At 65.4% G+C, this 16,035-nt stretch carries 13 protein-coding genes and 3 riboswitches; of the genes, 10 read left to right on the top strand and 3 right to left on the bottom strand.

Annotation, left to right across the window (positions count from 1 at the left end; genetic code table 11):
• Positions 1 to 128: 128 nt before the first annotated feature.
• The 10 genes from Y707_RS0104135 to fdhD all read left to right on the top strand — a co-directional run bounded on the left by Y707_RS0104135 (position 129) and on the right by fdhD (position 9,602).
• A complete protein-coding gene (locus Y707_RS0104135) occupies positions 129 to 824 on the top strand; it encodes an iron-dependent transcriptional repressor DtxR (RefSeq protein WP_026534144.1) in 696 nt (231 codons plus the stop codon).
• A gap of 91 nt (positions 825 to 915) precedes the next feature.
• Positions 916 to 1,160, top strand: a riboswitch (cyclic di-AMP (ydaO/yuaA leader).
• A 147-nt stretch (positions 1,161 to 1,307) separates the two neighbouring features.
• Positions 1,308 to 2,000: a M23 family metallopeptidase gene (locus Y707_RS0104130; RefSeq protein WP_253905052.1), complete on the top strand. Its 693-nt coding sequence runs from the start codon at positions 1,308 to 1,310 to the stop codon at positions 1,998 to 2,000.
• 166 nt (positions 2,001 to 2,166) lie between these two features.
• A riboswitch (cyclic di-AMP (ydaO/yuaA leader) is annotated at positions 2,167 to 2,347 on the top strand.
• Between the two features lie 55 nt (positions 2,348 to 2,402).
• Positions 2,403 to 3,374, top strand: a complete 972-nt coding sequence (locus Y707_RS0104125; RefSeq protein WP_253905051.1) for a C40 family peptidase — start codon at positions 2,403 to 2,405, stop codon at positions 3,372 to 3,374.
• Positions 3,375 to 3,702: 328 nt separating this feature from the next.
• Positions 3,703 to 3,892: riboswitch (cyclic di-AMP (ydaO/yuaA leader) on the top strand.
• Positions 3,893 to 3,994: 102 nt separating this feature from the next.
• Positions 3,995 to 4,681 (top strand): C40 family peptidase, encoded by a 687-nt coding sequence (locus Y707_RS0104120; RefSeq protein WP_081744599.1) that lies wholly within the window; start codon positions 3,995 to 3,997, stop codon positions 4,679 to 4,681.
• Positions 4,682 to 4,790: 109 nt separating this feature from the next.
• A complete protein-coding gene (locus Y707_RS0104115) occupies positions 4,791 to 5,657 on the top strand; it encodes an NlpC/P60 family protein (protein WP_026534140.1) in 867 nt (288 codons plus the stop codon).
• Between the two features lie 213 nt (positions 5,658 to 5,870).
• Entirely contained in the window at positions 5,871 to 6,365 is a 495-nt protein-coding gene (locus Y707_RS0104110) for an HNH endonuclease (protein WP_026534139.1), read from the top strand.
• Positions 6,355 to 6,999, top strand: a complete 645-nt coding sequence (mobA, locus tag Y707_RS32595) for a molybdenum cofactor guanylyltransferase (RefSeq protein ID WP_035780244.1) — start codon at positions 6,355 to 6,357, stop codon at positions 6,997 to 6,999. Before Y707_RS0104110 ends, mobA begins: the two co-directional genes overlap by 11 nt.
• A 46-nt stretch (positions 7,000 to 7,045) precedes the next feature.
• Positions 7,046 to 7,516 carry a DUF6457 domain-containing protein gene (locus Y707_RS32590; protein WP_253905050.1) on the top strand — a complete coding sequence of 157 codons (471 nt, stop codon included), beginning with the start codon at positions 7,046 to 7,048 and terminating at the stop codon, positions 7,514 to 7,516.
• A complete protein-coding gene (locus Y707_RS23310; RefSeq protein ID WP_051441628.1) occupies positions 7,516 to 8,724 on the top strand; it encodes a molybdopterin molybdotransferase MoeA in 1,209 nt (402 codons plus the stop codon). The genes Y707_RS32590 and Y707_RS23310 overlap by 1 nt, the downstream gene beginning before the upstream one ends.
• A 53-nt stretch (positions 8,725 to 8,777) precedes the next feature.
• A complete protein-coding gene (gene fdhD / locus Y707_RS0104090; protein ID WP_026534137.1) occupies positions 8,778 to 9,602 on the top strand; it encodes a formate dehydrogenase accessory sulfurtransferase FdhD in 825 nt (274 codons plus the stop codon).
• Between the two features lie 161 nt (positions 9,603 to 9,763).
• Here the strand turns inward: fdhD and cydD are convergent, their stop codons facing one another.
• The 3 genes from cydD to Y707_RS0104075 all read right to left on the bottom strand — a co-directional run bounded on the left by cydD (position 9,764) and on the right by Y707_RS0104075 (position 16,034).
• Positions 9,764 to 13,336 (bottom strand): thiol reductant ABC exporter subunit CydD, encoded by a 3,573-nt coding sequence (gene cydD / locus Y707_RS23305; RefSeq protein ID WP_081744598.1) that lies wholly within the window; start codon positions 13,334 to 13,336, stop codon positions 9,764 to 9,766.
• Positions 13,333 to 14,352 (bottom strand): cytochrome d ubiquinol oxidase subunit II, encoded by a 1,020-nt coding sequence (cydB, locus tag Y707_RS0104080; RefSeq protein ID WP_026534136.1) that lies wholly within the window; start codon positions 14,350 to 14,352, stop codon positions 13,333 to 13,335. Before cydB ends, cydD begins: the two co-directional genes overlap by 4 nt.
• A gap of 89 nt (positions 14,353 to 14,441) precedes the next feature.
• Complete coding sequence (locus tag Y707_RS0104075; RefSeq protein ID WP_026534135.1) at positions 14,442 to 16,034, bottom strand: cytochrome ubiquinol oxidase subunit I; 1,593 nt, start codon at positions 16,032 to 16,034, stop codon at positions 14,442 to 14,444.
• Position 16,035: the final 1 nt, after the last annotated feature.

The following is a 16,035-nucleotide window of genomic DNA, read 5'->3' as shown; positions in this document are numbered from 1 at the left end:
AAACCGTGACAGTGTTATTGCGGCCGCCCCCGCCCCATCCACCCCGTCCGCACGATTATCTGTACTCTGTCCAAATAAGCTAATGTAGGGGGCAAGACTTTTTTCTGGCAGCGCCCAAGGAGCCCTCTGTGACCGATCTGATCGATACTACCGAAATGTATCTGCGGACCATCCTTGAGCTGGAGGAAGAGGGCATCATTGCCTTGCGCGCCCGCATAGCCGAGCGACTCCGCCATTCCGGTCCGACGGTCTCCCAGACGATCGGCCGGATGGAGCGGGACGGCCTGGTGGTTGTAACCGGTGACCGGCACCTGGAACTCACAGAACAGGGCCGCGGCCGCGCCGTCGGCGTCATGCGCAAGCACCGCCTTGCCGAGCGGCTGCTCTTTGATGTGATCGGGCTGGACTGGGCCTACGTCCACGATGAGGCCTGCCGCTGGGAACACGTTATGAGCGAGCGGGTCGAACGGCGGCTCTACGATTTACTCGAGCGGCCCACCGAGTCTCCGTACGGCAATCCGATTCCGGGACTCGAGGCTCTTGGCGGGGAAACGTCCGGGGCATTCTCGGACGGTGTCATTACCCTGTTGGACGCCATGCCGCGCTATACCTCGGAGTCCAAGGTGGTCATTTGCCGGCTCTCGGAGCCAATCCAGGTGGAGCCGGAACTCTTGGGACAACTCGACGACGGCGGCCTGCATCCGGGTGCCCAAATCACCCTGCAGCGGGCCGGCGAATACATCTCCGTTCGCGTGCCGGGAATCGAAGGTGCCCTGGAACTTCCTCCCGAAGTCGCCGCGCACGTTTTTGTCTCCATGTCCTGACGAAGTGTTATCCACAACACGTGATAACAGAAGTGTCTCTTTGGTTCTGAAGCCCTATAGTTGATCACTGGCGCTGATCGTGAAGCGTCAGCTGATCTGTATGCCAAACCCTGCCGGCGGATCAGCTTCCGATCATTACGGCAGGGGCGGGGGACCCACCAATCGGTGCAGAACTGCGGATTCCAACTGGATTCCGCAGATGCATCTTGGGGTGAAGCCCGGCAGAACGCACATCCTGAGCCGCAAGGCGGTACAGGGTTGTGCGTTTAGTGCGGGCCGAGTCGCTCTCAGACTCGAATCCGACAGCTAACTCCGCAGGCCGGTACGAGAGGAACAGCTTTGTCGAGGCACAAGGTACACGGGCGCCGCCGCGCGTCCGCTCCCGTTGTGGAGCCACGCCCAAGGGATGCTCAGCGCGCTGCACGGCGCAGCCGGAGCCAACTGGGGCAAATCTCCTGGGCAGCCACGCAGGCCGTAGGTGGCGTGGGGCAGAAGGCGGCCATCGTCGTCGCCGCTTCCGGGTTGGCAATGGCAGTGGCGGTTCCGACGGCGACAGTAACGGCCGCGGGTGAGCCGGCAGAGACGCAGAAGGCACAGAAGGCCCTGACGGCATCAGCCGAAGTAAGCAGCTCCTCCGGGCCGGACGTGGTCTCTCCCGTCAAAGCCTCCGACAACGCCACCGTTTCCTTTGTGCGCTCCGGCGTCACCAGCAGCTTTGATCCGGAGAAGAAGCTGGCAAGCGTTATGACTGCGGCCTCGGGCGAAGCCGAGCCAGCGGCCTCGGGTGGAACGTTGGACATGCCCGTGCCGGCATCGAATATGACTTCCAGCTTCGGCCCCCGGACCAGCCCAATCACCGGACTTGCCGGAGAAATGCACACCGGCCAGGACTTCGGCATCGCCTGTGGCACAGAGGTGGCCGCTGCCGCCGAAGGCGTCGTCAAGGAAGCGGGATGGCACCCGTTCGGAGGCGGCAACCGCATCGTCGTCGACCACGGCGGCGGGCTCGAAACCACCTATAACCATCTCTCCTCCATAGCGGTCTCCGCCGGCCAGTCCGTTTCCCGCGGCCAGGCAGTCGGAGTGAGCGGAACCACCGGAGCGTCCACCGGGTGTCATCTGCATTTTGAGGTCGTGGTCAACGGCACGACTGTTGACCCTCTCGGATGGCTGTAACAGAGCGGGAGTGCTTAGCACCGCAGGGCGCTGAAACGCCGTAAATCGCCGCGGATCGCCGTGTCGTGACCATAGTGTGACAAGTTACCGTTCCGTGATGTAGGCTGGTCCGCGTGCCGGCTTCCAGTAGCGTCGGCGCCCTTGGACAGTTTGCCTAACCCTGTCACTGTCGCAAGGTCCGTTCGCAACAGCATCTGACAGGGGCGGGGGAACCAAATAGCGGGCTTCGTCAGAAGTCCTTGGGGTTAAGACGCATAGGTAAAGCGCACAACGTTTGTGTGTCTATGCGTCCGGGTGGCTCCCATCCGAACCCGACAGCTAACCCCGTAGGCATTGGGAGAGGCAATCTACGTGTCCAAAAATCCTAACCTTGCTCGCCACCGCGCGACTCCGGTCAGCCCAATGAAGTCCGTTTCCAAAGCGGTCTCCTCCAATGCAGGCGCCATCGGCCGCCCGGTAGCAGTGGTTGCTGCCGCGTCCGGCATGATGTTCGGCCTCGCTGTTCCGGCGAACGCCGCCGAGCACAACGTCAAGTCGGGCGACACGCTCAGCGGAATCGCGGCTCAGCATGGCGTCAGTGTTGAGTCAGTGTTCTCGCTGAACGGCCTCGGTGCCAACTCGGTCATCTACCCTGGCGACAGCATTGAGTTCTCAGGCTCGGCCGGCGCTTCCGCCAACGTTTCCAGCGCTTCCAGCAATTCAGGCAGCTACACGGTGAAGTCCGGCGACACGCTGGGAAAGATCGCCGCAGCCAATAACGTCAGCCTGGAGACTGTGTTCTCGCTGAACGGTCTTGGATGGAACTCCGTTATCTACCCGGGCGACGTCGTCAACCTGTCGGGTACTCCGGCTCCCGCTCCGGCGGCTGCCCCGGCTCCAGCGACCGCACCGGCTCCAGCGCCCGCACCGGCTCCAGCGCCCGCACCGGCAGCTGCGCCGGCTCCAGCGCCAGCGCCTGCGCCCGCACCGGCTCCGGCGCCTGCCGATAACACGACCGGATTGAGCACGGCCTCCAGCGGAGCCCAGGCGCTTGGAGCGTCGGTTTCCACCGCGGGAATCGCTGGCACTGCCCAGTCCATGGTTGGATCGCCGTACGTCTACGGCGGCACCAGCCCGAGCGCCGGTTGGGACTGCTCAGGCTTCGTTCAGTGGGTATACGCCCAGAACGGTATTGACCTGCCGCGCACCAACCAGTGGGCGGCCATGACGCCGACCAGTAACCCGCAGCCGGGTGACCTGGTTGTCCAGAACGGCCAAAGCCACGTTGGCATCTACATTGGCGGCGGCAAGATGGTCAGCGCTTTGAACCCGAGCCAGGGAACCCTCGTGCACGACGTGAGCGCCATGTCAGTAACGGGCTTCTACACCATGTAAGACGGCCTTCACAGGATGGTTCCGGCTCCGCCGGAGCCATCGAATGCACCGCCGGTTTCCGGCGGTGCATTCGCTTTTAAAGGTCGCAACACGTCCGAAACGCACCGACACACTGATAATGTCCGATTTGTTTTTACGGTCAAAGCTACCCCGCCAACCACCCTCTGACCAGCGGTTATTCCCGCCGGCCCAGAGGACCGTCGTTACCGTGTTGTATCGAAATGACACCTTCCCGTGACCTCAGCGTGACATCGATATAGATCTGGGGTACCGTCTTACTCGTGCCAATTTCCAGAGGGGTTTGGCACTCTTGGACAGATTGCCTAACTCTGTCACTGTGCCAAGGTCCGTTCGCAACTATTCGTCTGGCAGAGGCGGGGGAACCATTATCGGGCTTCGCAAGAAGTCCTAGGGGTTAAGTCGTACCGGCATCCTGGGAAATTTTCCTTGATGTCGTGCGGCCGGGTGACTCCCATCCGAATCCGACAGCTCACCCCGCAGGCTATGGGAGAGGCTCAAACGTGTCTTCTAGCTCTACTTTGGGGCGCCATCGTGCTGCCCGGGGTCGCAGTAATCCGCTGGCGGCAATCTCGCAGGCAGTGTCATCCAATGCCAGATCCATGGGTCGCCAGGCAGCCGTTATCGCCGCAGCTTCGGGCCTGGTCCTGACCGTTGGAGTGCCGGCACAGGCTTCCGACGCCGAACGTGAAGCGAACTCCTTCACCGCCGTCACCGCAGCGCAGCCGGTGACCGTGGACGTCAGCGTTCCGGCCGACACCAGGATTTCCTTCGAGCGTGCTTCCGTCACCTCCGAAGCCGCTCCCGTAGCTCCCGCCGCCCCTGCCGAGGTGAGTGTCCAGTCCACCGAAACCGCGGAGCCAGCCGTCGACGTCGAAGTCGAGGCGCCCGCTCCCGTGGTGGAAGAGGCGCCACAGCCTGAGCCCAAGCCGGAACCCGCCGCAGCTGTTTCGGCCGGTAACTCGAGCGTTGCCGGTGCGGCCTACGCCGGAATCGGCAACCCGTACGTCTACGGCGGAACCAGCCCGACCGCCGGCTGGGACTGCTCCGGCTTCGTGCAGTGGGCCTACGCCCAGGCCGGCAAAAGCATTCCCCGTGTCAACCAGTGGTCGGCCATGACTCCCACCAGTAACCCGAAGCCGGGCGACCTGGTGGTCCAGCGCGGCGGAGCGCACGTCGGCATTTATGTCGGCAACGGCCAGATGATCTCGGCCCTCAACCCCTCGGACGGCACCCTGCTGCATGCAGTCAGCGCCATGCCGGTCTCGGGTTTCTACACCCTCCCGTAGGGCGCCCCAAGAAAAAGCTTCGACGGGAACGGTGGCCCGCTGCAATTCCACCGCCGTTAGTATCCACAGGCTGTGAGCAGCTAGAAAACGAAAGAGAGCGCATTCCACAATGTCGACCAGCGCAACCATTGCCCGCCACCGGGCGCCGGCCCAGCCCACCGCACTGAGCAGCATCGCCAAGGCGGTCAGTTCCAACGCCGGCAGCATGGGCCGCCAGGCCGCCGTCGTCGCCGCTGCCTCCGGAATGGTGCTGGTCACCGGCGTTTCCGCGACCGCCGCCCAGGGCGACGTTAACCGCGAGGCATCGGCAGCATCGGAGCTGCAGATCCAGACCGCTTCCGCCGTCCAGGTCAACGCTCCCGCTGCGGCGAAGATCTCTTTTGACCGGCCGGATGTCCGCTCGGCTCCCGCTCCGGTCGTTGAAGCGCCGGAACCGGTTGTTGCCCCGCAGTCCAACGTCGTCGAGCCCGCTGTCGCAGAACCTGTGGAAGCCCCGGCCCCGGCACCGGCACCGGCGCCGGCTCCGGCACCTGCCCAGAGCGAGCCAGCCGCCGCTGTCACAGCAGACACGACAAGCACAGCTTCCACTCAGCCCGCCGCCAAGTCGGCGCCGGAGCCCGCACAGCAGAAGGCTCCTTCCTCCAGCGGAGTTGCCGCGGGAATTGCTTCCGCAGCGTATGCCCAGCTCGGCGTGAGCCAGGACTGCACCATGCTGGTCACCAACGCCCTCGCCGCCGTCGGCATCAACCACCACGGCTGGCCGGACTCCTACTTCTCCCTCGGCAACCAGGTCAGCGCATCGCAGGCCCAGCCGGGCGACCTGGTCTACTACGCGGACGGCGGCATGGGCATGGCGCACATCGCGGTCTACGTTGGCAACGGACAGGCCGTCCACGGCGGATGGGAAGGCGGCAAGACCGTCCTGGCTTCCGTCAATGTCGGCTCCGGCGCGGTTTACATCCACGTGAACGGCTGATCGAACCGGATTCGGTCCAGACTGGACAGTAGTAACAGTATTAATGGCAAAGGCTCCCGCTTCGGCGGGGGCCTTTGGTCGTCCCCCAGCGGTGAATAACTGGCACACCGGCGCAAATCTCGTTTACTCTTGGCTTGTTGATCCAAGACCTGCGGGCATTGAACCGGCACGACCGGTCCGGTGGGCGCAGGTCCGGCGCGAAGAGGTACGTGCATGCGCACACTCGTTCTCAATGCTGGATATGAGCCGCTGGCGGTTGTCACCTTCCGCCGGGCGATCGTCCTTGTGCTCGGTGGCAAGGCAAGCATTATTGCCGAGGCCGGCGATCCCGTCGTGGGGCCCAATGAAATCCTGGCCCGGCCATCCGTGATTCTGCTCAACCGCTACGTGAAGGTTCCCTACCGTGAAGGTGCCCCGGTGACGCGCCGCGGAGTCCTCCGCCGGGACAATCACCTCTGCGGCTACTGCGGCAAACCGGCCAGCACCATTGACCACATCGTGCCCAAGTCGCGCGGCGGAGCCGAAACCTGGGAGAACCTCGTCGCCTGCTGCCTGCGCTGCAATAACGCCAAGGACGACCACACGCTCCGTGAGATGGGATGGGAGCTCCGGGTCCTGCCGAAGCCACCGCGCGGGTCCCGCTGGCAGATCAAGGAGCTGGAACGGCCGGCTCCACAATGGAGGGAATTCCTCAATAATGCAGCGTAGCCCCGCAGACAGCGTCGACTTCGATGCGATCATCCTGGCTGGGGGCCGTTCGTCCCGGCTCGGCGGCGTGGACAAGGCGTCACTGATGTTCGACGGCGGCACGCTCCTCGCGCGCACACTGGCCGCTGTCGAGGGGGCCGGCGCCGTCGTCGTCGTTGGTCCCTTTTCTGCTGCTGAGCTGCCGGAGGGCGTGCGGAGTGCCCGCGAGGACCCGCCGTTTTCCGGTCCTGCCGCCGCAATCGCCGCCGGAGTGGACGAACTGGCCGGCAGCGCAGCGGAATACACCGCCGTCCTGGCCTGCGATATGCCCTATGCCCGCACCGCCATGCAGTACTTACTGACGGCAACGGCATCGCTGGCCAGGACCGGAAAGGGTGCGGCCGCCTCCGGCGCGGACGGCGTGATGGCGCAGGACGGGATGGCCAAGCTGCAGCCGCTCGCTGCACTGTATAAAACAGCCGCGCTGACCGAAGCCGTGCGGCAGCGACGGGAGGGCGGCGGCGTCACAGGGATGTCAGTCTTCCGGCTGGTTGCTAGTCTGCAGGTAGTGCCGGTCACCGTTGCCGCGCCCGCTACCCGCGACGTCGACACTTGGGACGATGCGCGGACGTTCGGCATTGACGGTCCGGCATAAGCTGTCCAGCAACCGGCAGCGGCTGTGCAAGCAAAAGGAGATGGCCTTGACTGACCAGAAACAGATTCTCGAACCGTGGTGCCGGCAGTTGATAGAAGCGCTGGAACTGCAGGGACTCGAGGTCGACATTGACGAGGTGCTGGCTCTCGCCGGCGAGGCGGCCCATGCGGTGGTGCGGCCCGCGGCTCCGCTGACGACCTTCATTGTCGGTTATGCCGCAGGCTGTGCATCGGCCACCGGACAGGCTTCGGACGACGTCGCGATCCGCTCCGCCAGTGAGGTTGCGCGCCGGCTGGTGCGTGAGGCAAAGCAGGACGACGACGGCGGCAGTGGGCCTGGTGCCGGCGGCCGCAGTCCAAAAGCTGGACATGGAAGCGGGACAGACGCCGGGCGCGGAGAAGGCGCCGGGGACGGAAGCGGGCTCGATACAGCCGGCGAGGACGCCTCGGCTGCCCAGGCGCAGGAGGCAGTCCAGGCCACGTTTGGCAGTGGCACGCCGGAAGGGAGGAAGCCCTGATGGCTGAGCAGCTTGTACGACCGAACTGGACCGATGCCTTCAACTTTGCGTTCCAATTGCCAGAGTCGAAGGTTCCGCAAACCCTTCCGCTTGCCGAGACCATCGGGCACACCCTTGCGGAGGACATGTTGGCGCTGACAGAGGTGCCACACTACGACTCCGCCGCGATGGATGGCTGGGCCGTCTGCGGTCGCGGACCGTGGGAGCTGCGGGAGTATGCGCAGGAACTCGAATCCGGGCAGGCCTGCTCGATCGTGACCGGAGGGCTTATTCCGCGCGGCACGACGTCCGTGTTGCGGGCTGAGCACGCCCGGATTGAAAACGCGACGCTGTCCGTGAACGAGCATGCCAGGCCCGGGGAACCTGAACCCGGCCAGCACATACGCCCGGCCGGGGAAGAAGCGTACGAGGGAGAGACGATGTTGACCGCCGGAACGGTGGTTTCTCCGCCGCACATTGCCCTCGCGGCCGTCTGCGGCCACGATGACCTGCCGGTTCTGCGGGCGCCGCAGGTGGCGCTGGTGATGACCGGTGATGAGGTGGTCGAGTCAGGACTGCCTGAACCAGGGCAGGTCCGTGACACGTTCGGCCCACAGCTGCCTTCCTTCATTAATATGCTCGGCGGCGATCTCGTGGCCCAGCACCGGATCGCGGATAACCTGCATCATGTGGTCCAGGCCCTGGCCGGGCAGGCAAGCACTGTCGCCTCCATCCGCGAGGGGGGTGCCGACGTCGTCATCACCACCGGAGGAACCGGTATTTCGCATGCCGATCATCTGCGGGCGGCATTGACGGAGCTCGAGGCGGAGATCCTGATCGATGGGCTTTCCATCCGTCCGGGCCATCCCGGACTGCTCGCCAGGCTGCCGGACGGGCGTTACCTCGTAGGGCTGCCGGGTAATCCGTTGGCCGCGATGATGACCATCCTGACGCTGGTCCGCCCGCTGCTGGCCGGCATCCAAGGTGCGCCGCGGCCGTTGCTAGGTGCCGTCGTCGCCGGCCAGGACATGCCGGGAATGCCGGGGCGGGACCGGTTGATCTCCTTCACGTTAGAGGACGGCATGGCTGTACCCTCCAAGTGGCAGGGTTCGGGCATGATGCGCGGATTGGCCGCGGCAGACGGCGTCATGGTGGTTCCGGCGGATGGCCTGACGGCGGGCGAGAGCGTGACGACGATCCCGTTGCCGTGGAAAATCCCGACCGAATAACCGACCGCGCCGGTGGCCGGTAGAGTTTCAGTATCGGCCTGGACGGAGGAAACATGGGCAGAGTTACACAGCGCATAACGGTCACGAAGTTCACCGTCGGTGGCCCGGTGCGCACCCGTGAGGACACGACGGCGGCGGAGGAGCCGCTGGAGATCCGCGTCAATGGCACCCCGTTCTCGGTAACCATGCGCACACCGGGCGACGACTTCGATCTGGTGGCCGGTTTCCTGGTCTCCGAGGGGATCATTTCCGAAGCAGAGCAGCTGTCGACGATGCGTTTCTGCGCGGGGGAGGACGAGACCGGACGGCAAACGTTCAACGTCATCGAAGCCCAGCTTGCCCCCGGTGTGGCGCCGCCCGATACCAGTCTGGAGCGGCACGTCTACACCAGCAGCTCGTGCGGCATCTGCGGGACGGCATCCATCGATGCGGTGCGGAAGACGTCGCGCTTTGCGATCGATACCGATCCGCTGCAGATCGGGGTGCAGGTGCTGGCCGGGCTGCCGGATACCTTGCGGAAGCGGCAGAAGGTTTTCGACCGCACCGGCGGCGTGCACGCGGCCGGGCTATTCACCGCAGACGGCGAACTGCTCTGCCTGCGCGAAGACGTCGGCAGGCACAACGCGGTCGACAAGGTCGTGGGTTGGGCGTTGCGCGAGGGCCGGCTGCCGCTTGCCCGGACGGTGCTGCAGGTTTCCGGCCGGGCGTCGTTCGAGCTGGTGCAGAAGGCGTACCTGGCGGGCATTCCGGCCCTTGCCGCCGTGAGTGCACCGTCATCGCTGGCAGTCGAGCTCGCCGAATCGGTGGGCATGACCCTGGTGGGCTTCAGCCGCGGAACCTCCCTCAACGCGTACACCCATCCGGAGCGGATCGTCTAAGGACGGGTCCCGTCGGTGGTGGTCCGGCCGCCGTCCTGTTGCCACCGCCGTCGGAGATTCCACGTCTCTTGAGGACGGATCGTCGCAGGGATTCGGGAATGCTCCCGTTTGGGACATTTAACCCTGCGCGCGCATGTCGAAATGTCCCAACTGGGAGCTTTCTAGACTCTGTCGAATTGCGGTTCCATTTTGGAGGTCCCCGCATCATCGAATTCCTCATCACTAGTGGCGCCCGCCTCAGTGTTCCCCGCTTTTGTCCCGCTTTCCGTGTCCTCCGACTCCGCACCCTGCAGCAGTTCAAGGAGGTCGTCACAGACCGCCGCGTCCTCAGGATTGTGCGTCACCATGACGACGGATTTGCCGGCCAGGCCGCGGCGCAGATCTGTGAGGAGTTGCCCTGCGGATTCCCGGTCGAGATGTGCCGTCGGTTCGTCCAAGAGCACGATGTCGGCCTCGGTCAACAGAGCGCGGGCCACGGCCAGGCGCTGACGTTGGCCGCCGGAGAGCCAGGTACCGCCCGGTCCGATCGAGGTAGCAGTCCCGTCCGGCAGGCCGCGAACGAAGCCGCCTAAACCGACGCTGTCCAAAGCGGCCTGGATTTCCGCCTCCGACGGAGGATCACCGGCACTGCGCGCGAGGACGAGATTGGCCCGGATGCTCGAGTTGAACAGGTGTGCCTCCTGGGGGCACCACGCGATCCGCGGGATGGTGCCCGCTGAAACGGCGGAGTCTGCGGAGACATTTGCCGTCAGATAGCTTCCATGGTCGAGCGGCAGGAATCCGAGCAGCACGCCGAGCAGGGTCGATTTTCCACTCCCGGAAGGACCGGTCACGGCCAGCCATCGACCCCGGGGGAGTTCGAGTGACAGGGATGAGAAGATCGGTGACTCTTGTCCGGGATAGCTATAGCCGGCGTCGCGGAGTTCCAGGACCTTGTCCGGAGCTGGTGCCGTGGAGAGCGTGCCCTCCCAAGACGCCTGTCCGTTCTGGTCCGCGTGGACGTTGCGTGGGGCGTTATCGGACCGCACCCCGGCGGATCCAAGCTCCGGCAGCACCCGCTCACCGACCGCGCGCCAGGCCGCGAGTTGCTGAGCGGCGGTGTTGACAGCGGTGAACGGCTCGATCAGGGCCAGTTGCATCAGAACGACGACGGCGGCGACCCCGGCCGGCACGTTACCCGCGGCGCCAAGCATGGCCAGTGCGCTCAGCGAGCAGGCCAGGGCGGTGAGCGCGTTGGCCAGACCTTGCGCCCAGGCACTGCGCTGCAGCCTTGAAGTGAGAGCCGCATCGAGCTTCCCGACGTCGGCACGCACGGTATTCGCTACAGCATTAGCGGTCAGGTCTTCCGCCGCGGCCAACATCCGGGACGAAGCGTTCAACATGTTGGCCTTCACCTCAACCGTGGCACGTCGGGCAGCCCGGTCTGCGGTGAGAGCCAGGGCCGGAGCGGCGAACAGGCAGACGGCGGACAGCAACAGTTGCCAGGGCAGTCCGGCCGGCACCGCCACAGCCGTAACGGCGCACGAGACGGCCGCCGTCGCCACTCCGACCAAAGGCGTGAATACCGCCCGTGGGGCGAGATCGCGGAGCTCATCGACATCGCCGACCAGCTTCTCCAGTACTCCGCCGCCGCGGGCCAGCTTCCGCCAGGCCGCCGGGTGCTCGAGCAGACCGTTCCAGAGCCGGAGCCGCAAAGCGTTCGTGCTCCGGAATACCGCATCGTGCAGGCGCAGACGCTCCCAGTAGCGGAACACAGAGCGGCCAATCCCGAAGAACCGGACTCCCACGATGGCGGTTAGGAGGTACAGGATGGGAGGTTGTTCGCTGGCACGGACAATCAGCCAACCGGACAGTGCGGCCAGGGCCACGGCAAACAGCGCCGCGCCGGTGCCGAACAATAGGGCAGCGATGAACTGCCTGCTCCAGGGCCGCAGCATGGCCAGGTTCCGCAGCAGTGGTTGCTTAGGTGCGGGCGCCGGATCCGGCGTTTCCGGCAAGTTCGACGACGGTCCGACGGCGGAGGTTTTGTTGTCGATGCTGCCGACTGCCGACGAAGAGGACCAGGTGGAGTCGGTTATCGGCTGGGTGAATCCGCCATTGCCAGCATGAGCCAGGTTGTGGAAGGTGTGCTCGACGGGCAAGTCCACCCCGACCGGGATCACCTGGTCAGCGAGCGCAGCGGTCGCCGGGTTGTGCGCGATGAGCACCATCGTGATCCGGCCGCGCAATGCTGCCAGCGCGGACTCGATGGCGCGGGCGCTGGAATCGTCCAGGTGTGCTGTTGGCTCGTCGGCCAGCAACAGGTAGGCGTCGGTGTTCTCCAGCCGGGCCAGCGCCCTCGCCACGGCCACGCGCCGCAGCTCGCCCGGACTGAGTTCACCGGTCGGAATGTCGAGCAGGCCGGCCGAGTGTAGTTTGTCCAGGGCGCGGACGGCTGCGTCGTGTCGTTCCTGACCGCCGGCCAGTCCTGAGTAGAGCCCGATTTCTTCGACGACAGTGGGAGCCGTCAGAACCGGATGCTGGGGGATCCAGGCGATTGAGCCGCGGTCCGCTCCGGTGATGGTGCCGGAAATCCGGGAGCCGGATCCGTCACCCCTCAGACCGGCCAGTACCTTCAGAACGGAGGTTTTGCCGCTGCCGCTCGGGCCGGAGAGTGCTGTGATCGTGCCTGCCGGAACGGTGAAGTCCAGGTTCTCGACCACATTGCCGTCGCGGCTTTCATACCCGATGGACAATCCCCGAACCGTCAGGTCGCGGCCCCTCTGATGCTCGCCGGAACCGTCCGGCACCAGCCGCCGCACCGGCGGCGCATCGGTTACCTGACGGGTACGTTCCAGGGCGTCCAGCCCGTCCTCGCTGGCATGGTGTGCGGCACCGAGGTCCCGGAGCGGTTGGTAGCATTCCGGCGCGAGAATAAGCGCGAGCAGGCCGAGTTCCAGGCCCATATCGCCGTTCAGGAGCCGGATGCCTATGAACACCGCCACCACCGCAACCGAGATGGTTGCGATCAGCTCCAGCGCCAGCGAGGACAGGAACGCGACCTTTAGCGTCTCCATCGTCCGGGAGCGGTACTCTTCGGCTACGTCGCGCAGTGCCCTGGTCTGCGCACCCGCCCGGCCGAGCCCCACCAGCACCGGCAGTCCGCGCGCGAGTTCGAGCAGGTGGTCCGAGAGCCGGTCCAGCGACGCGGATGCTTCCCTGACCTTGTCCTGCGTGTGCAGACCGATCAGGATCATGAACACCGGCACCAGCGGCACGGTCAGCACGACGACGACGGCGCTGATCCAGTCGGCGAACAGGATCCGCGCGCCGATCAGCAGCGGAACAACCGCGCACATGACCAGTGCCGGCAGGTACTTCGTGTAGTAGTTGTCCAGCCCATCCAGTCCGCGGGTGAGCAACACGCTCAAGGCGCCGGTGCCCATCCCCGCTGCCTTGCCGCCGTCGTCCATCACCCTGGTGGTCAACGCGGAGCGAAGCTCTTCCTTCACTCCTGCGGCGGCCCGTTGCGCGGTGGATTCCTGCCCCCAGACGGCGAGCGAGCGGAGGATCGCCCCGAGGATGCCTTCGACGAGGAGCCCGGTCCAATCGACCGCGCCCGCAGCCAGGGATGCGATTCCGGTGGCGACGGCCTGGGCGATCAGGACCAGACCGGCGGCCTTGAGGGCGGCGAGCAGGCCGAGCAGATAAAGCGCGCGCCGGCTGGTGGTGCTGACCGGCAGGACAGGTTTCATTGTGCTGTCACCGAGTGTGCCTGCGGGATGCTGCCGCTGCTGACGCGGCGGCGGAATACCCAGTAGGTCCAGCCCTGGTAGACGAGCACCGACGGCAGGCCGACCAGCCCGACAACGCTCATCACCGTCAACGTATAATCCGACGACGACGCGTTGGTGACCGTGAGATCGAAGGCTTCGCTGATGGTCGAGGGCAGGACGACGGGGAAGGCGGCGGTGAAGATGGTCGCGGTGCCGCCGGCCAGGAAAACCGCCATCCCGGTGAAACTCAGGCCGTCCCGCTGCCGGGAAGCCATCCGCCAGGCGAAGACCGCGCCGGCCACCGCGGCGCCGAGAGTCAGCCAGGTGACGAGCTTGCCGCCGTCGAGATGAACCACGATCGCCCAGGCCGCCATCGGCAGCAACCCCACCGGCAGCCACGTCAGCAACAGCCGGCGGGCACGGAGGCGGATATCGCCGTCGGTCTTGAGGACAAGGAACGCCGCGGCGTGGACCAGGCAGAAGAGGACGACGCCGGACCCGCCCAGCAGCGCGTAGCCACTGAACCAGGAGAAGGGACCGCCCTCGCGGTCGCCGTTCGCGTTAATCGGCAGGCCGGTGGTGGTCAGCGCCAGGGCGGCACCGACGCCGAAGGCCGACACGAACGAACCGAGGGCGATCGCCCAGTCCCAGCGGTTCCGCCAGGCGGCCGAATCGACCTTGCCCCGGTACTCGAACGCGACGGCGCGGAAGATCAGTCCGATCAGCACGGCCAGCAGCGGCAGGTAAAGGGTGGAGAACAGGGAGGCGTACCACAGCGGGAAGGCCGCGAAGGTGGCGGCGCCGGCGGTGATCAGCCAGACCTCGTTCCCGTCCCAGACGGGGCCGACGGTGTTCAGCAGCACGCGGCGTTCGTCGTTGTTCCGGGCGAACAGCTTCATCAGCATCCCGACGCCCAGATCGAAGCCCTCCAGCAGGAGGTAGCCGGTCCACAGGTAGGCGATGATGACAAACCAGAGGGTTGGCAGGAATTCCATCTCAGTTCTCCAGGGGCTTGGTGCGGGGACGGGGCCGTTCGGCTGTGGTTGCGCCGGGTGTAGCGGGAATCGGTGTTGCCTCGGACAGGTCAGTAGGCGAAGGCGAGCACATCGTCTTTGTCCTTGCCGTCGCCATCGGTGCCGTCACCGTCGTCGTGCGGGTGCTTTGCGTCGGCCAGCAGTTCCGGCATGGCCGAGGGGACGCCGCCGCGGACGTAGGTGAAGAGCATCTTGACCTCCACAACCAGCAGGACGCCGTAGACGGTGGTGAAGGCAATCATGGAGGTCAGGAGTTCACCGGCGGAGACGCCGGGGGAGATGGCCGCCGCGGTGAACATGAAGACATTGTCGATGCCGTTCGGGTCCGGGTTGGGGGCGACGACGAAGGGTTGGCGGCCCATCTCGGTGAAGATCCAACCGGCCGAGTTGGCGCCGAAGGGTGCGAGGATCCCGAAAACCGCCAGCCGCATCAGCCACTTCGACTGCGGCACGGTTCCCTTGCGCGTGACATACAGGGCTGCGGCCGCAGCGGCGGCGGCGATCGCTCCGAACGTAATCATGATGCGGAAGCCCCAGTACGTGACTTCCATGACCGGGACGTAGTCGATTTTCGATCCCGCGCGCTCGCCGTAGATGGGGTTGTCCGGGAGGTGCGTGCCGAACTTCTCCTGGTACTCAGGCAGCAGCGAATTCACGCCCTGGACCTCGGTGTTGAAGTCGCCGTTGGCCATGAAGGAGAGCATGCCGGGGACCTCGACGACGGCGACAATGTCGTCGCAGTTTTGGGAACCGAGATTGCCCACGGACAGGACGGAGAAGCCGGTTCCGTCGTGGCAGGCAGCCTCCGCGGCGGCCATTTTCATCGGCTGCTGCTCGAACATGAGCTTCGCCTGCATATCGCCGGTGATGGCGACGCCGGCAAAGGATACGACGGCCACGACGGCACCGATCCGCAGCGAACGGAGCCAGACGTGATGGTCGGCGGCGTCGCGTCCGGTGGCCTTGACGTCTCCGACGAGGACCTTGCCGCCGTCGTCCACCATGTCGATGCCATCCTTGCGGCGCTTCCATAGGTGGTACCAGCTGATGCCGAGCAGGAAGCCGCCCGCCACGGAGAAGGCGCCGAATATCGTGTGCGGGAAAGCGACGAGGAGGGTGCTGTTGGTCAGGACGGCCCAGATGTCGTTCAGGACCGGGCGGCCATCGACCATCTCCACGCCGACGGGGTGCTGCATCCAGGAGTTCGCGGCGAGGATGAAGTACGCGGACATGATGGAGGCCAGTGCTGCGGACCAGATTGTCGCGAGGTGCAGCTTCTTGGGCAGCCGGTCCCAGCCAAAGATCCACAGGCCGAGGAACGTCGACTCCACGAAGAATGCCAGCAGGGACTCCATCGCCAGCGGCGCCCCGAAGACGTCGCCGACGAAGCGCGAATATTCGCTCCACGCCATGCCGAACTGGAACTCCTGGACCAGACCGGTGGCCACTCCCATGATGAAGTTGATCAGGAAGAGCTTCCCCCAGAACTTCGTCATCCGCAGGTATTGCGCCTTGCCGGTGCGGACCCACATGGTCTGCATGACGGCGACGACCAGGCCAAGGCTGATCGTCAGCGGCACCATCAGAAAGTGGTACACCGTGGTGATGCCGAATTGCCAGCGGGCCAGTTCCAGAGCTTCCATC

The sequence above is a fragment of the Arthrobacter sp. H14 genome (genome assembly GCF_000520495.1).
In the GTDB taxonomy this organism is placed as follows: Bacteria; Actinomycetota; Actinomycetes; order Actinomycetales; family Micrococcaceae; genus Arthrobacter_C.
Note: the sequence above shows the minus strand (reverse complement) of the source record. Positions and strands in the feature narration are given on the sequence as shown.